The organism is Pseudomonas sp. NBRC 111138, from assembly GCF_001320835.1.
Taxonomy (GTDB): Bacteria; Pseudomonadota; Gammaproteobacteria; order Pseudomonadales; family Pseudomonadaceae; genus Aquipseudomonas; species Aquipseudomonas paracarnis.
Genome location: NZ_BCBO01000013.1, coordinates 149,738 through 172,072 on the forward strand (window position 1 = coordinate 149,738; position 22,335 = coordinate 172,072).

At 60.8% G+C, this 22,335-nt stretch carries 20 protein-coding genes; all 20 read left to right on the plus strand.

Annotated elements, in window-relative coordinates; genetic code table 11:
• Window positions 1-10: 10 nt before the first annotated feature.
• The 20 genes from APH41_RS02660 (at window position 11) to nuoM (ending at window position 22,334) form a co-directional block, all read left to right on the plus strand.
• The gene (locus APH41_RS02660) at window positions 11-457 is read left to right on the plus strand and encodes an NUDIX hydrolase (protein WP_054917264.1); all 447 of its coding nucleotides are present in this window, start codon (window positions 11-13) and stop codon (window positions 455-457) included.
• A gap of 59 nt (window positions 458-516) precedes the next feature.
• On the plus strand, window positions 517-1,641 hold the full coding sequence (mnmA, locus tag APH41_RS02665; protein WP_054917266.1) for a tRNA 2-thiouridine(34) synthase MnmA: 1,125 nt from the start codon (window positions 517-519) through the stop codon (window positions 1,639-1,641).
• Window positions 1,638-2,261, plus strand: coding sequence for a high frequency lysogenization protein HflD (gene hflD, locus APH41_RS02670; protein WP_003192101.1), 624 nt, complete (start codon window positions 1,638-1,640; stop codon window positions 2,259-2,261). The genes mnmA and hflD overlap by 4 nt, the downstream gene beginning before the upstream one ends.
• Window positions 2,262-2,386: 125 nt before the next feature.
• Window positions 2,387-3,757 (plus strand): adenylosuccinate lyase, encoded by a 1,371-nt coding sequence (purB, locus tag APH41_RS02675; RefSeq protein ID WP_014718906.1) that lies wholly within the window; start codon window positions 2,387-2,389, stop codon window positions 3,755-3,757.
• An 84-nt stretch (window positions 3,758-3,841) separates the two neighbouring features.
• Window positions 3,842-5,008 carry a cupin domain-containing protein gene (locus tag APH41_RS02680; protein WP_014718907.1) on the plus strand — a complete coding sequence of 389 codons (1,167 nt, stop codon included), beginning with the start codon at window positions 3,842-3,844 and terminating at the stop codon, window positions 5,006-5,008.
• A complete protein-coding gene (locus APH41_RS02685; protein ID WP_003192105.1) occupies window positions 5,001-5,423 on the plus strand; it encodes a GNAT family N-acetyltransferase in 423 nt (140 codons plus the stop codon). Before APH41_RS02680 ends, APH41_RS02685 begins: the two co-directional genes overlap by 8 nt.
• Window positions 5,424-5,650: 227 nt before the next feature.
• Window positions 5,651-6,388 carry a secretin N-terminal domain-containing protein gene (locus APH41_RS02690; RefSeq protein WP_014718909.1) on the plus strand — a complete coding sequence of 246 codons (738 nt, stop codon included), beginning with the start codon at window positions 5,651-5,653 and terminating at the stop codon, window positions 6,386-6,388.
• Between the two features lie 493 nt (window positions 6,389-6,881).
• Entirely contained in the window at window positions 6,882-8,207 is a 1,326-nt protein-coding gene (aceA, locus tag APH41_RS02695; protein ID WP_003174717.1) for an isocitrate lyase, read from the plus strand.
• 643 nt (window positions 8,208-8,850) lie between these two features.
• On the plus strand, window positions 8,851-9,264 hold the full coding sequence (locus APH41_RS02700; protein ID WP_003192109.1) for an NADH-quinone oxidoreductase subunit A: 414 nt from the start codon (window positions 8,851-8,853) through the stop codon (window positions 9,262-9,264).
• A gap of 10 nt (window positions 9,265-9,274) precedes the next feature.
• A complete protein-coding gene (locus APH41_RS02705; protein ID WP_003174719.1) occupies window positions 9,275-9,949 on the plus strand; it encodes an NADH-quinone oxidoreductase subunit B family protein in 675 nt (224 codons plus the stop codon).
• A gap of 72 nt (window positions 9,950-10,021) precedes the next feature.
• Window positions 10,022-11,806 carry an NADH-quinone oxidoreductase subunit C/D gene (gene nuoC / locus APH41_RS02710; protein WP_003192111.1) on the plus strand — a complete coding sequence of 595 codons (1,785 nt, stop codon included), beginning with the start codon at window positions 10,022-10,024 and terminating at the stop codon, window positions 11,804-11,806.
• A 2-nt stretch (window positions 11,807-11,808) separates the two neighbouring features.
• Window positions 11,809-12,306, plus strand: a complete 498-nt coding sequence (gene nuoE / locus APH41_RS02715; protein WP_003174721.1) for an NADH-quinone oxidoreductase subunit NuoE — start codon at window positions 11,809-11,811, stop codon at window positions 12,304-12,306.
• Complete coding sequence (gene nuoF, locus APH41_RS02720; RefSeq protein WP_032896666.1) at window positions 12,303-13,658, plus strand: NADH-quinone oxidoreductase subunit NuoF; 1,356 nt, start codon at window positions 12,303-12,305, stop codon at window positions 13,656-13,658. The genes nuoE and nuoF overlap by 4 nt, the downstream gene beginning before the upstream one ends.
• A gap of 135 nt (window positions 13,659-13,793) precedes the next feature.
• Window positions 13,794-16,508, plus strand: coding sequence for an NADH-quinone oxidoreductase subunit NuoG (nuoG, locus tag APH41_RS02725; protein WP_054917271.1), 2,715 nt, complete (start codon window positions 13,794-13,796; stop codon window positions 16,506-16,508).
• Window positions 16,505-17,512: an NADH-quinone oxidoreductase subunit NuoH gene (nuoH, locus tag APH41_RS02730; protein ID WP_003174724.1), complete on the plus strand. Its 1,008-nt coding sequence runs from the start codon at window positions 16,505-16,507 to the stop codon at window positions 17,510-17,512. Before nuoG ends, nuoH begins: the two co-directional genes overlap by 4 nt.
• A gap of 11 nt (window positions 17,513-17,523) precedes the next feature.
• A complete protein-coding gene (gene nuoI, locus APH41_RS02735; protein ID WP_003174725.1) occupies window positions 17,524-18,072 on the plus strand; it encodes an NADH-quinone oxidoreductase subunit NuoI in 549 nt (182 codons plus the stop codon).
• Window positions 18,073-18,081: 9 nt separating this feature from the next.
• Window positions 18,082-18,585 (plus strand): NADH-quinone oxidoreductase subunit J, encoded by a 504-nt coding sequence (nuoJ, locus tag APH41_RS02740; RefSeq protein ID WP_003174726.1) that lies wholly within the window; start codon window positions 18,082-18,084, stop codon window positions 18,583-18,585.
• A 2-nt stretch (window positions 18,586-18,587) separates the two neighbouring features.
• Window positions 18,588-18,896: an NADH-quinone oxidoreductase subunit NuoK gene (gene nuoK / locus APH41_RS02745; protein ID WP_003174727.1), complete on the plus strand. Its 309-nt coding sequence runs from the start codon at window positions 18,588-18,590 to the stop codon at window positions 18,894-18,896.
• Window positions 18,893-20,746, plus strand: a complete 1,854-nt coding sequence (nuoL, locus tag APH41_RS02750; protein ID WP_014718912.1) for an NADH-quinone oxidoreductase subunit L — start codon at window positions 18,893-18,895, stop codon at window positions 20,744-20,746. The genes nuoK and nuoL overlap by 4 nt, the downstream gene beginning before the upstream one ends.
• Window positions 20,747-20,801: 55 nt before the next feature.
• Entirely contained in the window at window positions 20,802-22,334 is a 1,533-nt protein-coding gene (gene nuoM, locus APH41_RS02755; RefSeq protein WP_014718913.1) for an NADH-quinone oxidoreductase subunit M, read from the plus strand.
• Window position 22,335: the final 1 nt, after the last annotated feature.

Below are 22,335 nucleotides of genomic sequence, written 5' to 3' on the forward strand. Positions count from 1 at the left end.
GAGGTTTGCAATGACCTGGCTCCCCCACATCACCGTCGCCACCATCGTCGAAGACAACGGCAAGTTCCTGATGGTCGAAGAGCTCAAGGGTGGCCGCGCCGTGCTCAATCAGCCGGCAGGCCACCTCGACCCGGATGAAACCCTGACCGAAGCCGCCGTGCGCGAAACCCTGGAAGAAACCGGCTGGGACGTGGAAGCCACCGGCATCGTCGGCATCTACCTGTATACCGCCCCGAGCAATGGCGTGACCTACCAACGGGTCTGTTTTATCGCCAAGGCACTGAAACACCACCCGGACTATCAACTCGACGAAGGCATCCTGCGCGCCCGCTGGCTGACCCGTGACGAGCTGATGGCCCTGCGCGAGGACTGGCGCAGCGAGCTGATTATCCGCTGCATCGATGATTATCTGGCCGGCCAACGCCACAGTCTCGAATTGATCCGCCCTTCTCTTTAGCCTTGCGGGCCCAGGCCTGCTAGAATCGCGTCCTTTTTCAAGACACCCGTTGAAACCCTATGCGTGATCCAGCCCCTTCTGACACACAAAAGAAGCGCGTCATCGTCGGCATGTCCGGCGGCGTGGACTCTTCCGTTTCCGCCGTTCTGCTCATGGAGCAGGGTTATGAGGTGGAAGGCCTGTTCATGAAGAACTGGGAAGAAGACGATGGAACCGAATACTGCACCGCCATGGACGACCTCGCGGACGCCCAGGCCGTGTGCGACAAGATCGGCATCAAGCTGCACACCGCCAACTTCGCCGCCGAGTACTGGGACAACGTGTTCGAGCACTTCCTGGCCGAATACAAGGCCGGCCGCACGCCGAACCCGGACATCCTGTGTAACCGCGAAATCAAGTTCAAGGCCTTCCTCGACTACGCCATGATGCTCGGCGCCGACCTGATAGCTACCGGCCACTACGTGCGCCGTCGCGATATCGATGGCCGCACCGAATTGCTCAAGGGTCTGGACCCGAACAAGGACCAGAGCTACTTCCTGCACGCCGTGGGCGGTGAACAGATCGCCAAGACTCTGTTCCCGGTCGGCGAGCTGGAAAAACCCGAAGTGCGCAAGATTGCCGAGAAGCACGGCCTGGCCACCGCCAAGAAGAAAGACTCCACCGGTATCTGCTTTATCGGCGAGCGACGCTTCAGCGATTTCCTCAAGCAATACCTGCCGGCGCAACCGGGCGAGATCAAGACCACCGAGGGTGAAGTGATCGGCCGCCACCACGGCCTGATGTACCACACCATCGGCCAGCGCCAGGGCCTGGGCATCGGCGGCTTGAAAGACGCAGGTGTTGAGCCGTGGTACGTGCTGGTCAAAGACTTGGAAAACAACGTGCTGGTGGTCGGCCAGGGCAACGAGCACCCGCTGCTGTTCTCCGGCGCCCTGCTCGCTTCCGAGATTTATTGGGTCAACCCTATCGACCTGAGCACCCCGCGCCGCCTGACCGCCAAAGTGCGTTATCGCCAGAGCGACCAGCCCTGCACCCTGGAAAAGACCGCCACCGGCTACCGTGCCACCTTCGATGACCCGCAACGCGCGGTCACCCCTGGCCAGTCCGTGGTGTTTTATGACGGCGAGATCTGCCTGGGCGGCGGCGTGATTGAAGTCGCGCAAGCCTGGAGCAACCCGGCATGAGCCCGACCCAGGAGCAGTTGACAGCCCTTGGCGGTGTCTTTCTCGCTGCGGTACTGGTGGACAAGATCGCCAAGACCGGCCAGGTCACTGAAGCCGGCCTGACCTGCATGCTCGGCAGCCTGCTGATCCGCGACCCCAAGGACACCCTTGAGGTTTACGGCGGCGACGACCTGGCCCTGCGTGAAGGCTATCGCGCCCTGATCGGCGCCCTGGAGCGCGACCCCAGTACTTTGCAGCGCGAGCCGCTACGTTATGCCCTGTCGATGCTCGGCCTTGAGCGCCAGTTGGCCAAGCGCGACGACCTGCTGGACACCATCGGCAAGCGCCTGCCGCAGATCCAGTCCCAGGTAGAACACTTCGGCCCGGCCCACGAAAACGTGATCGCCGCCTGTGGTGCGCTGTACCAGGACACCTTGAGCACCCTGCGCCAGCGCATCCAGGTGCATGGCGACATGCGTAACCTGCAGCAACCCAACAACGCGTCGAAAATCCGCGCCCTGCTCCTGGCCGGTATTCGTTCGGCACGCTTGTGGCGCCAACTGGGCGGTCATCGCTGGCAGTTGGTGATCAGCCGACGCAAATTGCTCAAAGAGCTTTACCCGTTGATGCGCAACGAATAAGTCGCACCAGCAGGCTGTTTTCAAGCCATTACGCGTAATACGCCGGTCAGTTGGCGACGGACCGGCGGATTTTTTCATGTATGATACGCGCCCCATTTCGTTGCCCGACTGTCCGAGAACACCCCATGCAGCTCTCTTCGCTCACTGCGGTTTCCCCTGTTGACGGCCGCTACGCCGGCAAAACCCAGGCCCTGCGCCCTATTTTCAGCGAGTACGGCCTGATCCGTGCCCGTGTCCTGGTTGAAGTGCGCTGGCTCCAGCGCCTGGCCGCTCACCCCGCCATCAGCGAAGTGCCGGCGTTTTCCGCCGAGGCCAACGCTGTATTGAACACCCTGGCGGAAAACTTCTCCCTGGAGCACGCCGAGCGTGTGAAAGAGATCGAGCGCACCACCAACCACGACGTCAAAGCCATCGAATACCTGCTCAAAGAGCAAGCGGCCCAACTGCCGGAACTGGCCCAGGTCAGCGAGTTCATCCACTTTGCCTGCACCAGCGAGGACATCAACAACCTGTCCCACGCCCTGATGCTGCGCGAAGGCCGTGATGACGTGATGCTGCCGCTGATGCGCCAGACCGCCGAAGCCATCCGCGAGCTGGCGATCCGTTTCGCTGCCGTGCCAATGCTGTCGCGCACCCACGGCCAGCCGGCCTCGCCGACCACCCTGGGCAAAGAACTGGCCAACGTGGTGTACCGCCTGGAGCGCCAGATCGCCCAAGTCGCCGCCGTGCCATTGCTGGGCAAGATCAACGGCGCTGTAGGCAACTACAACGCCCACCTGTCGGCCTACCCTGAGATCGACTGGGAAGCCAACGCCCGCGCCTTCATCGAAGACGAATTGGGCCTGGGCTTCAACCCCTACACCACGCAGATCGAACCCCACGACTACATCGCCGAGCTGTTCGACGCGATTGCACGCTTCAACACCATCCTGATCGATTTCGATCGCGATATCTGGGGCTACATCTCCCTGGGCTACTTCAAGCAGCGCACTATTGCAGGCGAAATCGGTTCGTCGACCATGCCGCACAAGGTCAACCCGATCGACTTCGAAAACTCCGAAGGCAACCTGGGTATCGCCAACGCCCTGTTCCAGCACCTGGCCAGCAAGTTGCCGATCTCCCGCTGGCAGCGCGACCTGACCGACTCCACCGTACTGCGCAACCTCGGCGTCGGCTTTGCCCACAGCGTGATCGCATACGAAGCCAGCCTCAAAGGCATCAGCAAGCTGGAGCTCAACGAGCAGAAAATTGCCGCTGACCTGGACGCGTGCTGGGAAGTATTGGCCGAGCCGATCCAGACCGTAATGCGCCGCTACAACATCGAAAACCCCTACGAGAAGCTGAAAGAATTGACGCGCGGCAAGGGCATCAGCCCCGAGGCGCTGCAAACTTTCATCGACGGCCTGGACATGCCAGCCGCAGCCAAGGCCGAGCTGAAACTGCTCACCCCGGCCAACTACATCGGCAACGCTGTAGAACAAGCCAAGCGCATCTGATCCAAGCAAGCTCCTTTGAGACGCCCGGCCGCGCCGGGCGTTTTTATTCCTGTCTTAAAAGTGCTTTTTTTCAATAGGTTACACATGAATCCTGATATCCCTCTTCAACTTCTGGGCGGCATCACGGCACGGGAATTCCTGCGCGACTACTGGCAGAAAAAACCGCTGCTGATCCGCCAGGCCATCCCTGACTTCGAAAGCCCGATCGACGCCGACGAACTGGCAGGCCTGGCCCTGGAAGAAGAAGTCGAGTCGCGCCTGGTGATCGAACACGGCGAGCGCCCGTGGGAACTGCGTCGCGGCCCGTTCGCCGAAGACGCTTTCAGCACCCTGCCCGAGCGCGAGTGGACCCTGCTGGTGCAGGCAGTCGACCAGTTCGTGCCGGAGGTGGCTGAGCTGCTGGAGCACTTCCGCTTCCTGCCGAGCTGGCGTATCGATGATGTGATGATCAGCTTCGCCGCGCCGGGTGGCAGCGTCGGTCCGCATTTCGATAACTACGATGTGTTCCTGCTGCAAGCCCAGGGCAAGCGCAACTGGAAGATCGGCCAGATGTGCAATTCCGAAAGCCCGTTGCTGCAACACGCCGACCTGCGCATCCTCGCCGAATTCGAAGAAAGCGCCGAATGGGTGCTCGAACCGGGCGACATGCTCTACCTGCCGCCGCGCCTGGCCCATTTCGGTATTGCCGAAGACGACTGCATGACCTATTCCGTAGGTTTCCGTGCACCGAGCGCCGCTGAAGTGCTGACCCACTTCACCGACTTCCTCAGCCAGTACCTGACCGACGAAGAGCGCTACACCGACGCCGACGCCCAGCCGGTCAGCGACCCACACCAGATCCAGGGCGACGCACTGGACCGCCTCAAGGGCCTGCTCGCCGAGCACATGAGCGATGAGCGCATGCTGCTGACCTGGTTCGGCCAGTTCATGACCGAGCCACGCTACCCGGAACTGGTGGCCGGTGAAGAGTTGGGCGAAGAAGACTTCATCAACAGCCTGCAAGACGGCGCGATCCTGGTGCGCAACCCGAGCGCACGCCTGGCCTGGTCCGAAGTGGATGACGACGTACTGCTGTTCGCCAGCGGCCAGAGCCGTTACCTGCCGGGCAAACTGCGTGAACTGTTGAAGCTGGTGTGCTCGGCCGATGCACTGCACAGCGAAAACCTGGGCGAGTGGCTGGCCGACGAAGACGGTCGCGACCTACTGTGCGAACTGGTCAAGCAAGGCAGCCTGGGGTTCGCGGATGAATAAAATTCACGTAAGTGTCGCGGACTGGCGAAAGGATATCGACGAGATTCGGCGCATTCGTGAAGCGGTATTCATCGCTGAACAATCGGTCCCGCCTGAATTGGAGTGGGACGCGGACGATGCCGGCGCCATGCATTTTCTTGCATACGAAGGCGACTTCCCGATTGGCACCGCTCGATTGCTGCCCAGCGGCGAGATCGGTCGGGTATCGGTGCTCAAGGACTGGCGCGGACTGAAAGTCGGCGACAAGCTGATGGAGGCAGTAATTGGCGAGGCCGTGAAACGCGGCCAGACCAGGCAATTCCTGAGTGCGCAGGTGTATGCGGCACCGTTCTATGAGCGACTGGGTTTCAAGATCGTCAGCGATGAGTTTCTTGAGGTCGGGATTCCGCATGTGGATATGGTGCGCGAGGGCTGATTCAAGCCCGCATCGCCTTTATCGCAGGCAAGCCAGCTCCCACAGCTGACCGAGCACATCCCTGGAATACGCTCAAGTGTGGGAGCTGGCTTGCCTGCGATAGCTATTTCAGCAACACCACAAAATGCCCTGCCTGCCAGGGCATTTTGCCGTCTACGATTCAACTTGCGACCCACCAGGCCGACAAACTGGCACTATCAAGCAAATGACTCGCAGAGATAACGGACATGTCCCTACGCACCCTGCTCACCGCCCTCGTGATGACCGTCAGCGCTTGCGCCATGGCCGCCACTGAAGTCGTCAACCTGAACAACCGCACCAGCGCCGACCTGCTGCCCGTGGCGCAGAACTTCATTGGCAAGGACGGCACCGTCAGCGCCTACGGCAACCAGCTTATCGTTAACGCTGAGCCCGCCAGGATCGAGGGCTTGCGCGCACTGCTCGGCCAATTGGATACACCGGCCAAACGCCTGCTGATCACCGTCGATACCAACGAGAACAACCAACAGAACAGCGGTGACAGCCAGACCCGCATCATCAGCTACGGCACTGCCAGCCGCGACGGTGGCGTGCAGCAGATCCAGGCCAGCGAAGGCGTGCCCGCGCTGATCCAGGTCGGCCAGAGTGTACCGCTGACCACCACGCAACAGGATAGCTATGGCCGCCTGCAAAACCAGACCCAGTATCGCAACGTCACCCAGGGTTTTTACGTGACCGCCAGCGTCACCGGCGAGACCGTCCACTTGGCCATCAGTACCAACCGTGACCGCATGAGCCAGGAACGTCCCGATGTAGTGAACGTGCAAAGCACCGACACAACCGTCAGCGGCCGCCTGGGCGAATGGATCCCCCTGGCCGGCATCAATCGTGAAACCCAGGCGGACAAATCCTCTACAACCCGCAGCTACTCTACTCAGGGCCGCGATGACCTGACTTTGCGGGTCAAGGTCGACACCCTGAACTGAGGCACCAAAAACTGACTGGCAAGTCGCATTAGACTAAAGATGTAGTGCCTTAAAAAAAGCACTACAAAACATTTGACGAGCCAAAAAAGCATGGGCATGATGGCCTCGCTCCCGCTAATCAGGGGCCCTGGCAAGGGCCTTCGGATCGCCGCTCTAAGCTACCCACCTGAGCCGATTCGTGTCTGTACCGCCCACAAGGTGTGTTTGACGTTGGTTGCGACTGGAACGAAGTTGTCCCGAGGGACGGAAGCCAACCAGGTAACCCGGCTACACACTGATGGATCGTACAAAGGCCCACGACGCCCGAAGACCGTTCGCAGTTTGCCCTTACCTGCTCAACTCCCCCTTGAGCCCCATCGTTCATACCGTCGCCTACCTCCGTCAGATTTGACTTGAACACCAAAGCTTCTGGTCAGCGAGCAACCCTACCCAGGCAACGAATGCCGGGCTGGCAAACGGATACTTCAAACAAGACGCGACGAGGTTTTTCCCCATGGCACTGACACGCGAACAGCAAATTGCAGCCCTTGAAAAAGACTGGGCTGAAAACCCACGCTGGAAAGGCGTGACCCGCGCTTATTCCGCTGCTGACGTCGTCCGCCTGCGTGGCTCGGTCCAACCTGAGCACACCTTTGCAAAACTCGGCGCCGAGAAGCTGTGGAACCTGGTCACTCAGGGTGCCAAGCCTTCTTTCCGTCCCGACAAAGATTTCGTCAACTGCATGGGCGCCCTCACTGGCGGCCAGGCAGTCCAGCAGGTAAAAGCCGGTATCCAGGCGATCTACCTGTCCGGTTGGCAAGTGGCAGCGGACAACAACTCCGCTGAATCCATGTACCCCGACCAATCGCTGTATCCGGTGGACTCGGTGCCAACCGTGGTCAAGCGCATCAACAACTCGTTCCGTCGTGCCGACCAGATCCAGTGGAAAGCCGGCAAGAACCCAGGCGATGAAGGCTACATCGACTACTTCGCGCCAATCGTGGCTGATGCCGAGGCCGGTTTCGGCGGCGTACTCAACGCCTACGAGCTGATGAAGAGCATGATCGAAGCAGGCGCTGCCGGCGTGCACTTCGAAGACCAGCTTGCGTCAGTGAAGAAATGCGGCCACATGGGCGGCAAGGTACTGGTACCGACCCAGGAAGCCGTGCAGAAGCTGACCGCTGCCCGCCTGGCCGCTGACGTTGCCGGCACACCGACCATCATCCTGGCCCGTACCGACGCCAACGCGGCAGACTTGCTGACCTCGGACTGCGACCCGTACGACCAACCATTCGTTACCGGCGAGCGTACCCAGGAAGGCTTCTATAAAGTGCGCGCCGGCCTCGACCAGGCAATCGCCCGCGGCCTGGCCTACGCGCCGTACGCCGACCTGATCTGGTGCGAAACCGCCAAGCCGGACCTGGACGAAGCCCGTCGCTTCGCCGAAGCGATCAAGAAGGAATACCCGGACCAACTGCTGTCCTACAACTGCTCGCCTTCCTTCAACTGGAAGAAGAACCTGGACGACGCGACCATCGCCAAGTTCCAGCGCGAACTGTCGGCAATGGGCTACAAGCACCAGTTCATCACCCTGGCCGGCATTCACAACATGTGGCACAGCATGTTCAACCTGGCGCACGACTACGCCCGCAACGACATGACAGCCTACGTGAAGCTGCAGGAGCAGGAATTCGCTGACGCCGCCAAAGGCTACACCTTCGTGGCGCACCAGCAGGAAGTGGGCACCGGTTACTTCGACGACATGACCACCGTGATCCAGGGCGGCACCTCGTCCGTGACCGCGCTGACCGGTTCGACCGAAGAAGAGCAGTTCCACTAAGTACCGCGTACACGGCCACTGCGGCCCCACGGAAGACCTAACCGCAGTGCCGCGCAACAATCACGCCCCGACTGGTTCGGGGCGTTTTTTTTGCCTAGGAATCACCGAAAATCAATGGTGGGAGCTGGCTTGCCTGCGATGGCGGTGGGTCAGAGGCAGGTGTTTCAGCTGATCCGCCGCCATCGCAGGCAAGCCAGCTCCCACATTGACCGCGCCCTATCCATAGTTTTTTGCTAAAAACATTGATCCAGAGCGGTATCCGCGCACATCCGATCGGTTAAAAGAACCGTTGCGACAACTAAGCGACACTCAAGCAAGTAACGGTAACTTCCCGCGCCACATGAGAAACACTCGCTTACACCCCTCGCAAACAATATTCATTATCATTTGGCACCCGAAAATTTCGTTACAGCTTAAACAAAACATAATTGATGAAAAGCCCGCTAATGCCCACACCACAAGGGCTACAGCCCCAAGAAGGTGCACTATGTGCTTATTCCACCGAATAATTTCGCCCTGGGAATTTTACTTGCCCGGTGTTTAGCCATAAAATCACCGCGATTGATTGCAGTGCGACATATCGTCACTGCATCGTTACTTTTTCGAGCTCAGAGACCTTTGCTCTCTGTTAAGGATTTCCAGCATGACCGACGCGACAGGACTCATGGCCCACAACTGGGGCTTTGCCATTTTCCTTCTCGGTGTTGTAGGCCTTTGCGCCTTCATGCTCGGCGTGTCCAGCCTCCTTGGGTCAAAAGCCTGGGGCCGCAGCAAAAACGAACCGTTCGAATCCGGCATGCTGCCTACAGGTGGCGCCCGCTTGCGGCTCTCAGCCAAATTCTATCTGGTCGCGATGTTGTTCGTGATCTTCGATATCGAAGCCCTCTTTCTCTTTGCATGGTCTGTGTCCGTCCGCGAAAGCGGCTGGACCGGATTCGTCGAAGCTCTCGTTTTCATAGCAATTCTGTTGGCAGGTCTTGTCTACCTGTTCCGAGTGGGCGCCCTTGACTGGGCTCCGGAAGCTCGTCGCAAGCGGCAAGCGAAGCTGAAACAATGAGGCTTTGGCAATGCAATACAATCTCACCAGGATCGACCCGGATGCTCCTAACGAGCAGTACCCCATCGGCGAACGAGAAACCGTTTCCGACCCGTTAGAAGACCAAGTCCACAAAAACATCTACATGGGCAAGCTGGAAGACGTGCTGAGTGGCGCGGTCAACTGGGGGCGTAAAAACTCCCTGTGGCCGTACAACTTCGGCCTTTCGTGCTGCTACGTGGAAATGACCACCGCCTTCACGGCGCCCCACGACATCGCGCGCTTTGGCGCCGAAGTTATCCGGGCCTCGCCGCGCCAGGCGGATTTCATGGTTATCGCCGGTACCTGCTTTATCAAGATGGCGCCGATCATCCAGCGTCTCTATGAGCAAATGCTCGAGCCGAAATGGGTTATCTCCATGGGTTCGTGCGCCAACTCCGGTGGCATGTACGACATCTACTCGGTCGTTCAAGGGGTGGACAAGTTCCTGCCCGTGGACGTCTACGTGCCTGGCTGCCCGCCCCGTCCCGAAGCGTTCCTGCAAGGCTTGATGTTGTTGCAGGAATCGATTGGCAAGGAGCGTCGCCCACTGTCCTGGGTGGTCGGTGATCAAGGCGTTTATCGCGCCGAGATGCCGTCTCAAAAGGAACAGCGCCGCGAACAGCGAATCGCAGTCACCAACCTGCGCAGCCCCGACGAAGTCTGATCCAGCACCGCTTCTTTTATAGAACGAAAACCTGGCTTCATTCTTTACGTTGACCGAAAGCGATAAAAAACCATGACTACAGGCAGTGCTCTGTACATCCCGCCTTACAAGGCAGACGACCAGGATGTGGTTGTCGAACTCAATAACCGTTTTGGCCCTGACGCCTTCACCGCCCAGGCCACACGCACCGGTATGCCGGTGCTGTGGGTGGCGCGTGCCAGGCTCGTCGAAGTCCTGACCTTCCTGCGCAACCTGCCCAAGCCGTACGTCATGCTCTATGACCTGCATGGCGTGGACGAGCGTCTGCGCACCAAGCGCCAGGGCCTGCCGAGCGGTGCCGATTTCACCGTGTTCTACCACCTGATGTCGCTGGAACGTAACAGCGATGTGATGATCAAGGTCGCGCTGAGCGAGAGCGACCTGAGCATCCCGACCGTCACCGGTATCTGGCCGAACGCCAGCTGGTACGAGCGTGAAGTCTGGGACATGTTCGGTATCGACTTCCCGGGCCACCCGCACCTGACGCGCATCATGATGCCGCCGACCTGGGAAGGTCACCCGCTGCGCAAGGACTTCCCTGCCCGCGCCACCGAATTCGACCCGTTCAGCCTCAACCTGGCCAAGCAGCAGCTAGAAGAAGAGGCGGCGCGCTTCCGCCCCGAAGACTGGGGCATGAAGCGTTCCGGCACCAACGAGGACTACATGTTCCTCAACCTGGGCCCGAACCACCCTTCGGCTCACGGTGCCTTCCGTATCATCCTGCAACTGGACGGCGAAGAGATCGTCGACTGCGTCCCGGACATCGGCTACCACCACCGTGGCGCCGAGAAGATGGCCGAGCGCCAGTCCTGGCACAGCTTCATCCCGTACACCGACCGTATCGACTACCTCGGCGGCGTGATGAACAACCTGCCGTACGTGCTCTCGGTCGAGAAGCTGGCCGGTATCAAGGTACCGGACCGCGTCGACACCATCCGCATTATGATGGCCGAGTTCTTCCGCATCACCAGCCACCTGCTGTTCCTGGGTACCTATATCCAGGACGTCGGCGCCATGACGCCGGTGTTCTTCACCTTCACCGACCGTCAGCGTGCCTACAAGGTCATCGAAGCCATCACCGGTTTCCGTCTGCACCCGGCCTGGTACCGCATCGGCGGCGTGGCCCACGACCTGCCGAACGGCTGGGAGCGCCTGGTCAAGGAATTCATCGACTGGATGCCCAAGCGCCTGGACGAGTACCAAAAAGCCGCTCTGGACAACAGCATCCTCAAGGGCCGCACCATCGGCGTCGCGCAGTACAACACCAAAGAGGCCCTGGAATGGGGCGTCACCGGTGCTGGCCTGCGTTCCACCGGTTGCGACTTCGACCTGCGTAAAGCGCGCCCGTACTCCGGCTACGAGAACTTCGAGTTCGAAGTACCGCTGGCGGCCAATGGCGATGCCTACGACCGTTGCATCGTGCGCGTCGAAGAAATGCGCCAGAGCCTGAAGATCATCGAGCAGTGCATGCGCAACATGCCGGCCGGCCCGTACAAGGCGGATCACCCGCTGACCACGCCGCCGCCCAAAGAGCGCACGCTGCAGCACATCGAAACCCTGATCACGCACTTCCTGCAGGTTTCGTGGGGCCCGGTGATGCCGGCCAACGAATCCTTCCAGATGATCGAAGCGACCAAGGGTATCAACAGTTATTACCTGACGAGCGATGGCGGCACCATGAGCTACCGCACCCGGATTCGTACCCCAAGTTTTGCCCACTTGCAGCAGATCCCTTCGGTGATCAAAGGCGAGATGGTCGCGGACTTGATTGCGTACCTGGGTAGTATCGATTTCGTTATGGCCGACGTGGACCGCTAAGCATGAACAGCACGCTTATCCAGACAGACCGTTTCACCTTGAGTGAAACCGAGCGCTCGGCCATCGAGCACGAGCTGCATCACTACGAAGACCCGCGCGCGGCGTCTATCGAAGCCCTGAAGATCGTCCAGAAGGAACGTGGCTGGGTGCCAGACGGCGCCCTCTACGCCATCGGCGAGATCCTCGGCATCCCCGCCAGTGACGTTGAAGGCGTGGCGACGTTCTACAGCCAGATCTTCCGCCAGCCGGTTGGCCGCCACATCATTCGCGTGTGCGACAGCATGGTCTGCTACATCGGTGGCCATGAGTCGGTGGTCAGCGAGATCCAGAACAAGCTGGGCATCGGCCTCGGCCAGACCACCCCGGACGGCCGCTTCACGCTGCTGCCGGTGTGCTGCCTGGGCAACTGCGACAAGGCGCCGGCGTTGATGATCGACGACGACACATTCGGTGACGTGCAGCCCGCTGGCGTCACCCAATTGCTCGAGGGCTACCCATGACCCTGACTTCCTTCGGCCCGGCCAACCTGATCAAGCGTTCGGCCGAGACTCACCCGCTGACTTGGCGCCTGCGTGACGACGGCGAGCCGGTATGGCTTGACGAATACCAGGCCAAGAACGGTTACGCCGCAGCGCGCAAAGCCTTCGCCGACATGGCCCAGGACGATATCGTCCAGACCGTGAAAGACGCCGGCCTCAAGGGTCGCGGCGGTGCAGGCTTCCCCACCGGCGTGAAGTGGGGCCTGATGCCCAAAGACGAATCCATCAATATCCGCTACCTGCTGTGCAACGCGGATGAAATGGAGCCGAACACCTGGAAAGACCGCATGCTGATGGAGCAACTGCCCCATCTGCTGATCGAAGGCATGCTGATCAGCGCCCGTGCGTTGAAAACCTACCGTGGCTACATCTTCCTGCGTGGCGAGTACACCACCGCCGCCAAGCACCTCAACCGTGCCGTGGAAGAAGCCAAGGCCGCAGGCCTGCTGGGCAAGAACATCCTCGGTTCCGGTTTCGACTTCGAACTGTTCGTGCACACCGGGGCCGGGCGTTATATCTGCGGCGAAGAAACCGCACTGATCAACTCCCTCGAAGGCCGCCGCGCCAACCCACGCTCCAAGCCGCCCTTCCCCGCCGCCGTGGGCGTGTGGGGCAAGCCGACCTGCGTGAACAACGTCGAGACCCTGTGCAACGTGCCGGCGATCATCGCCGACGGCGTGGACTGGTACAAATCCCTGGCCCGCGAAGGCAGCGAAGACATGGGCACCAAGCTCATGGGTTTCTCCGGCAAGGTCAAGAACCCTGGCCTGTGGGAACTGCCGTTTGGCGTGACCGCGCGCGAGCTGTTCGAGGACTACGCCGGCGGCATGCGCGACGGCTACACCTTGAAAGCCTGGCAGCCAGGTGGCGCCGGCACCGGTTTCCTGCTCCCTGAGCATCTGGATGCACAAATGTATGCCGGCGGCATCGGCAAGGTGGGCACCCGCATGGGTACCGGCCTGGCGATGGCGGTGGACAACACGGTGAACATGGTCTCGTTGCTGCGCAACATGGAGCAGTTCTTCGCCCGCGAGTCCTGCGGTTTCTGCACCCCCTGCCGCGACGGTTTGCCGTGGAGCGTCAAGCTGCTGATGGCCCTGGAAAATGGCGAAGGCCGCGAGGGTGATATCGAAACCCTGCTGGGCCTGGTCGGTTTCCTCGGCCCAGGCAAGACTTTCTGTGCTCACGCACCGGGCGCCGTGGAGCCATTGGGCAGCGCAATCAAATACTTCCGCTCGGAGTTCGAAGCCGGCATCGCGCCCACCAGCGCCGCCGTCCCGCCTCTGGCAAAGCCGATCGTAGTCGGCGCGTAACGCTTAAACAGGCGAAGGGTCCGTGCCCTTCGCCTGCTCATGTGCTGACGCCTTCAAGGCTGTGTAGATGCACATGAATAACAAGATTCCATTAGCCACGCCCGCTGACAACGGGCCAACGAAGAACTTTGAACCATGGCCACTATCCACGTAGACGGCAAAGCGCTCGAAGTCGATGGGGCGGACAACCTGTTACAGGCATGTCTGTCACTCGGCCTCGACATCCCGTATTTCTGCTGGCACCCCGCTCTCGGTAGCGTCGGTGCCTGTCGCCAGTGTGCGGTCAAGCAATACACAGACGAAAACGACACCCGTGGTCGTATCGTCATGTCCTGCATGACCCCAGCCACCGACAACACCTGGATCTCCATCGACGATGAAGAATCCAAGGCGTTCCGCGCCAGCGTTGTCGAATGGCTGATGACCAACCACCCCCACGACTGCCCGGTCTGTGAGGAAGGCGGTCACTGCCACCTGCAAGACATGACGGTGATGACTGGCCACAACGAGCGCCGTTATCGCTTCACCAAGCGTACCCACCAGAACCAGGACCTCGGCCCGTTCATTTCCCACGAAATGAACCGCTGCATCGCCTGCTACCGCTGCGTGCGCTTCTACAAGGACTACGCCGGCGGCACCGACCTGGGCGTATTCGGCGCCCACGACAACGTGTACTTCGGTCGCGTTGAAGACGGCGTGCTCGAAAGCGAATTCTCCGGCAACCTCACCGAGGTCTGCCCCACCGGTGTGTTCACCGACAAGACCCACTCCGAGCGCTACAACCGCAAGTGGGACATGCAGTTCGCACCGAGCATCTGCCATGGCTGCTCCAGCGGTTGCAACATCTCGCCGGGCGAGCGCTACGGTGAATTGCGCCGTATCGAAAACCGCTTCAACGGTTCGGTCAACCAGTACTTCCTGTGCGACCGTGGCCGCTTCGGCTATGGCTACGTAAACCGCGAAGACCGTCCGCGCCAGCCGCTGCTGGCCGATGGCGCCAAGCTGAGCCTGGACGCCGCGCTGGATAAAGCCGCCGACCTGTTGCGCGGGCGCACTATCGTCGGTATCGGTTCGCCACGTGCCAGCCTCGAAAGCAACTTCGCCTTGCGTGAACTGGTGGGTGCCGAGCACTTCTACTGCGGTATCGAAGCGGGCGAGCTGGAGCGCATCCGCCTGGTCCTGCAAGTGCTGAACGACAGCCCGCTGCCAGTGCCGAACATGCGCGACATCGAAGACCACGATGCGATCTTCGTACTCGGTGAAGACCTGACCCAGACCGCTGCACGCATCGCGCTGTCGCTGCGTCAGTCGGTCAAAGGCAAGGCCGAAGAAATGGCCGACGCCATGCGCGTACAGCCTTGGCTTGACGCCGCCGTGAAGAACATCGGCCAGCACGCGCTGAACCCGCTGTTTATCGCTTCCCTGGCTGAAACCAAGCTCGACGACATCGCTGAAGAATGCGTACACGCCGCGCCGGACGACCTGGCGCGCCTCGGTTTCGCCGTGGCCCACGCCCTCGACGCCAGCGCACCCGCCGTTGAAGGCCTGGACGCTGAAGCTGTCGAGTTGGCTCAGCGCATTGCCGACGCCCTGCTGGCGGCCAAGCGCCCGCTGATCATTGCCGGTACCTCGTTGGGTTCCAAGGCGCTGATCGAAGCCGCCGCCAACATCGCCAAGGCCCTTAAGCTGCGCGACAAAAATGGCTCCATCAGCCTGGTGGTGCCGGAAGCCAACAGCCTGGGCCTGGCAATGCTCGGTGGCGAGTCCGTGGACGCGGCGCTGCAAGCGGTGATCGACGGCAACGCCGACGCCATCGTGGTGCTGGAAAACGACCTGTACACCCGCACCGCTGCCGCCAAGGTTGACGCGGCACTGGATGCTGCCAAGGTGCTGATCGTCGCCGACCACCAGAAGACCGCCACCAGCGACCGCGCCGACCTGGTACTGCCAGCCGCCACCTTCGCCGAAGGCGACGGCACACTGGTCAGCCAGGAAGGCCGCGCCCAGCGCTTCTTCCAGGTGTTCGATCCGAAGTACATGGACGCCAGCATCCTGGTGCACGAAGGCTGGCGCTGGCTGCATGCCCTGCGCGCCACCCTGCTGAACCAGCCGATCGACTGGACCCAACTCGACCACGTGACCGCTGCCACCGCCGCCAGCGCGCCGCAGCTTGCTCGTATCGTGGATGCCGCGCCTTCTGCCGCGTTCCGCATCAAGGGCCTGAAACTGGCACGTGAGCCGCTGCGTTACTCCGGTCGTACCGCCATGCGTGCTGACATCAGCGTGCACGAGCCACGTACCCCGCAAGACAACGACACCGCGTTTGCCTTCTCCATGGAAGGTTATTCGGGTTCGGCCGAACCGCGTCAGCAGGTGCCATTTGCCTGGTCGCCGGGCTGGAACTCGCCGCAGGCCTGGAACAAGTTCCAGGACGAAGTCGGTGGTCACATCCGCGCTGGCGACCCGGGCACTCGCCTGATCGAAACCAGCGGTGACTCGCTGAACTGGTTCGCTGCGGTACCGCGTCCGTTCAACCCGGCGCCGGGCACTTGGCAAGTCGTGCCGTTCTTCCACCTGTTCGGCAGCGAAGAAACTTCTTCCAAGGCCGCGCCGGTTCAAGAGCGCATTCCTGCCGCCTATGTGTCCGTGGCCAAGTCCGAAGCCGACCGCCTGGGCGTCAACGACGGTGCCCTGCTCAGCCTCAACGTGGCCGGCCAGACCTTGCGTCTGCCGCTGCGTATCAACGATGAGTTGGGTGCCGGCCTGGTTGCACTGCCTAAAGGCATCGCCGGTATTCCGCCTGCCATTTTCGGCAAAACCGTTGACGGTCTGCAGGAGGCAGCGCAATGACTTGGTTCACGCCGGAAGTAATTGACGTGATCATCTCGGTGGTCAAGGCCATCGTGATCCTGTTGGCCGTGGTCGTCGCGGGCGCCCTGCTCAGCTTCGTCGAACGTCGCCTGCTGGGCTGGTGGCAGGACCGTTACGGTCCGAACCGCGTTGGCCCGTTCGGCATGTTCCAGATCGCTGCCGACATGCTGAAAATGTTCTTCAAGGAAGACTGGACCCCGCCGTTTGCCGACAAGGTGATCTTCACCCTGGCACCGGTGGTAGCCATGAGCGCCTTGCTGATTGCGTTTGCGATCATCCCGATCACCCCGACCTGGGGCGTGGCGGACCTGAACATCGGTTTGCTGTTCTTCTTCGCCATGGCCGGTTTGTCGGTATACGCGGTGCTGTTCGCCGGTTGGTCGAGCAACAACAAGTTCGCCCTGCTGGGCAGCTTGCGTGCCTCGGCCCAAACCGTATCCTATGAAGTGTTCATGGGGTTGGCACTGATGGGCATCGTGGTGCAGGTTGGCTCGTTCAACATGCGCGACATCGTCGAGTACCAGGCGCAGAACCTGTGGTTCATCATTCCGCAGTTCTTCGGCTTCTGCACCTTCTTCATCGCTGGCGTGGCCGTGACTCACCGTCACCCCTTCGACCAGCCGGAAGCGGAACAGGAACTGGCCGACGGTTACCACATTGAATATGCCGGTATGAAGTGGGGCATGTTCTTCGTCGGTGAGTACATCGGCATCATCTTGATCTCGGCCCTGCTGGTCACGCTGTTCTTCGGCGGCTGGCACGGTCCGTTCGGCATCCTGCCGCAGTTGGCCTTCTTCTGGTTCTTCCTGAAGACCGCGTTCTTCATCATGCTGTTCATCCTGCTGCGCGCCTCGATTCCGCGCCCGCGCTATGACCAGGTGATGGATTTCAGCTGGAGATTCTGCCTGCCGCTGACCCTGATCAATTTGCTGGTGACGGCTGCCGTCGTGTTGTTGAACACGCCCGCTGCCGCGGTTCAGTGAGGATTTGACCCATGTTCAAATATATTGGCGACATCGTTAAGGGTACCGGTACCCAGTTGCGAAGCCTGGTGATGGTGTTCGGTCACGGCTTTCGCAAACGCGACACCCTGCAATACCCCGAAGAAGCGGTGTACCTGCCGCCGCGCTATCGCGGCCGCATCGTACTGACCCGCGACCCCGACGGCGAAGAGCGTTGCGTAGCCTGCAACCTGTGCGCCGTGGCGTGCCCGGTGGGTTGCATTTCCCTGCAGAAAGCTGAAACCGAAGATGGTCGCTGGTACCCGGACTTCTTCCGCATCAACTTCTCGCGCTGCATTTTCTGCGGCCTCTGCGAGGAAGCTTGCCCGACCACCGCGATCCAGCTGACGCCGGATTTCGAGATGGCCGAGTTCAAACGTCAGGACCTGGTGTACGAGAAAGAAGATCTTTTGATCTCTGGTCCCGGTAAAAACCCTGATTACAACTTCTATCGTGTTGCAGGTATGGCCGTTGCCGGTAAGCCAAAAGGCGCCGCACAAAACGAAGCCGAGCCGATCAACGTGAAGAGCTTGCTGCCTTAAGGAAGAAAGATGGAATTCGCTTTCTATTTCGCATCGGGTATTGCAGTGGTGTCCACGCTTCGCGTGATCACCAACACTAACCCCGTGCACGCCCTGCTCTACCTGATCATTTCGCTGATCGCCGTGGCCATGACCTTTTTCAGCCTCGGCGCACCGTTCGCCGGTGTGCTGGAAGTGATCGCCTACGCCGGCGCCATCATGGTGCTGTTCGTGTTTGTGGTGATGATGCTCAACCTGGGGCCGGCTTCGGTCGCCCAGGAGCGCGTCTGGCTCAAGCCCGGCATCTGGCTCGGCCCGGTTGTCCTCGCAGCCCTGCTGCTGGGTGAACTGCTGTATGTGCTGTTCGCTCACCAGAGCGGCCAGGCCATCGGCCACACCACCGTAGACGCGAAAGCCGTGGGCATCAGCCTGTTCGGCCCGTACCTGCTGGTGGTCGAACTGGCTTCGATGCTGCTGCTCGCCGCAGCCATCACTGCCTTCCACTTGGGCCGCAACGAAGCCAAGGAGCAATGACGATGCCTGCTATCCCTTTGGAGCATGGTCTGGCGGTCGCCGGCATCCTGTTCTGCCTTGGCCTGGTCGGCCTGATGGTTCGCCGTAACATTCTGTTCGTGTTGATGAGCCTGGAAATCATGATGAACGCTGCGGCACTGGCGTTCATCGTGGCAGGCGCACGTTGGGGCCAGCCGGATGGGCAAGTGATGTTCATCCTGGTGATCAGCCTGGCAGCCGCCGAAGCCAGTATTGGCCTGGCGATCCTGCTGCAGCTGTATCGTCGCTTCCACACGCTTGATATCGACGCTGCCAGTGAGATGCGCGGATGAACATGATCTTTCTGACTTTCGTATTCCCCCTGATCGGTTTCCTGCTGCTGTCGTTCTCTCGCGGGCGCTGGTCGGAGAACCTCTCGGCCCTGATCGGCGTGGGCTCCATCGGCCTGTCGGCCATCGTGGCCGCCTACGTCATCTGGCAATTCAACGTGGCGCCGCCCGAAGGTGGTCACTACACCCTGGTGCTGTGGCAGTGGATGGCGGTCGAGGGCTTCAAGCCCAACTTCGCCCTCTACATCGACGGCCTGTCGATCACCATGCTCGGCGTGGTGGTGGGTGTGGGCTTCCTGATCCACCTGTTCGCGTCCTGGTACATGCGCGGTGAAGCGGGCTACTCGCGCTTCTTCTCGTACACCAACCTGTTTATCGCCAGCATGCTGTTCCTGGTGCTGGGCGATAACCTGTTGTTCCTGTACTTCGGCTGGGAAGGCGTGGGCCTGTGCTCGTACCTGTTGATCGGTTTCTACTACAGCAACCGCAACAACGGTAACGCAGCACTCAAGGCGTTTATCGTCACCCGCATCGGCGACGTGTTCATGGCCATCGGCCTGTTCATCCTGTTCCAACAGGTGGGCACGCTGAACATCCAGGAACTGCTGGTGCTGGCACCGCAGAAATTCCAGGTCGGCGACTTCTGGATCACCCTGGCTACCCTGATGCTGCTGGGTGGCGCCGTGGGTAAATCTGCGCAACTGCCGCTGCAAACCTGGCTGGCGGATGCAATGGCCGGTCCTACCCCGGTATCGGCACTGATCCACGCCGCCACCATGGTAACCGCCGGTGTCTACCTGATCGCCCGTACCCACGGCCTGTTCACCCTGGCGCCGGACATCCTGCACCTGGTGGGTATCGTCGGCGGCGTGACCCTGGTACTGGCCGGCTTCGCCGCGCTGGTGCAGACCGACATCAAGCGTATCCTCGCCTACTCGACCATGAGCCAGATCGGCTACATGTTCCTGGCCCTGGGCGTCGGCGCCTGGGACGCGGCGATCTTCCACCTGATGACCCACGCGTTCTTCAAGGCCCTGCTGTTCCTCGCCTCCGGTGCGGTGATCGTGGCCTGCCACCACGAGCAGAACATCTTCAAGATGGGCGGCCTGTGGAAGAAACTGCCACTGGCCTACGCCAGCTTCATCGTCGGTGGTGCCGCCCTGGCCGCCCTGCCGCTGGTAACCGCAGGCTTCTACTCCAAGGACGAAATCCTCTGGGAAGCTTTCGCCAGCGGTAACCAGAATCTGCTGTACGCAGGCCTGGTAGGTGCGTTCATGACCTCGCTGTACACCTTCCGCCTGATCTTCATCACCTTCCATGGTGAAGCCAAGACCGAAGCGCACGCAGGCCACGGCATCTCCCATTGGTTGCCACTGTCGGTGCTGATCATCCTGTCGACCTTCGTCGGTGCGATGATCACCCCGCCACTGCACGGTGTATTGCCACAAAGCGTCGGCCATGCCGGCGGCGAAGCCCAGCACAGCCTGGAAATCGCCTCGGGCGCCATCGCCATCGCCGGTATCCTGCTGGCGGCTCTGCTGTTCCTCGGCAAGCGTCGCTTCGTGACTGCCGTGGCCAACAGTGGCATTGGTCGCTTCCTGTCGGCCTGGTGGTTCGCTGCCTGGGGCTTCGATTGGATCTACGACAAACTGTTCGTCAAACCTTACCTTGCGATCAGCCACGTGCTGCGCAAAGACCCGCTCGACCAGACCATCGGTTTGATCCCGCGTGCCGCCAAGGCCGGTCACACCGCCCTGAGCCGCAGCGAGACCGGCCAATTGCGTTGGTATGCAGCGTCCATGGCGGCGGGTGCCGTTCTGGTGATCGGCGCCATCGTCGTGGTAGCGGTCTGACTATGTTTAAGTGCACTGCGTACTTTGCGAACTTGCGAAAGGAAACGAGCCCGTCATGATTCTGCCCTGGCTAATCCTGATCCCCTTTATCGGCGGCCTGCTCTGCTGGATGGGTGAACGCTTCGGCGCCACCCTCCCCCGCTGGATTGCGTTGCTGACCATGTCCCTGGAACTCGCGCTCGGCCTCTGGCTGTGGGCCCATGGTGACTATTCATTCGCGCCGGCACCAGGCGTCGATCCCACCTTCGCGCTTGAATTCAAGCACGTGTGGATCCAGCGCTTCGGCATCAACGTGCACCTGGCCCTCGACGGCCTGTCGCTGTTGATGATCCTGCTGACCGGCCTGCTGGGTATCCTCTCGGTACTCTGCTCCTGGAAAGAGATCCAGCGTCACGTGGGCTTCTTCCACCTGAACCTGATGTGGATCCTGGGCGGCGTTGTCGGCGTGTTCCTGGCGCTGGACCTGTTCATGTTCTTCTTCTTCTGGGAAATGATGCTGGTGCCGATGTACTTCCTCATCGCGCTCTGGGGTCACAGTTCTTCGGACGGCAAGAAAACCCGGATCTACGCAGCGACCAAGTTCTTCATCTTCACCCAGGCTTCCGGCCTGATCATGTTGGTGGCGATCCTGGGCCTGGTACTGGTCAACTTCAACAACACCGGCGTGATTACCTTCAACTACGCCGATCTGTTGAAGACCAAGATGTCGTTGACCACCGAGTACGTGCTGATGCTGGGCTTCTTCATCGCCTTCGCGGTGAAGCTGCCGGTGGTGCCGTTCCACTCCTGGTTGCCTGATGCCCACGCCCAGGCGCCGACTGCCGGTTCCGTGGACCTCGCCGGTATCCTGTTGAAGACCGCTGCCTACGGCCTGCTGCGTTTCGCCCTGCCGCTGTTCCCGAATGCTTCGGCCGAGTTCGCGCCGATCGCCATGACCCTGGGTCTGATCGGGATTTTCTACGGTGCGTTCCTGGCCTTCGCCCAAACCGACATCAAGCGCCTGATTGCCTTCTCGTCCGTTTCCCACATGGGTTTCGTACTGATCGGCATCTACTCCGGCAGCCAGCTGGCGTTGCAAGGCGCAGTGATCCAGATGTTGGCCCACGGTGTTTCTGCCGCTGCGCTGTTTATCCTGAGTGGCCAGCTGTACGAGCGCCTGCACACCCGTGACATGCGTGAAATGGGTGGCGTGTGGTCGCGCATCGCTTACCTGCCGGCGATCAGCCTGTTCTTTGCCGCCGCGTCGCTGGGCTTGCCGGGTACCGGTAACTTCATCGGCGAGTTCCTGATCCTGATGGGTGCCTTTGTGCAGACGCCGTGGATCAGCGCCATCGCCACCTCCGGCCTGGTGTTCGGTTCGGTCTACTCGCTGATCATGATCCACCGCGCCTACTTCGGCCCGGCCAAGTCCGACACCGTCCTGCAAGGGATGGATGCGCGCGAACTGATCATGGTGCTCGGCCTTGCGGTGTTGCTGATCTTCATCGGCGTGTACCCGCAACCGTTCCTGGACACTTCTGCCGCAACGATGCATGGCGTGCAGCAGTGGTTCGGCACCGCCTTCTCTCAACTCGCTTCGGCCCGGTAAG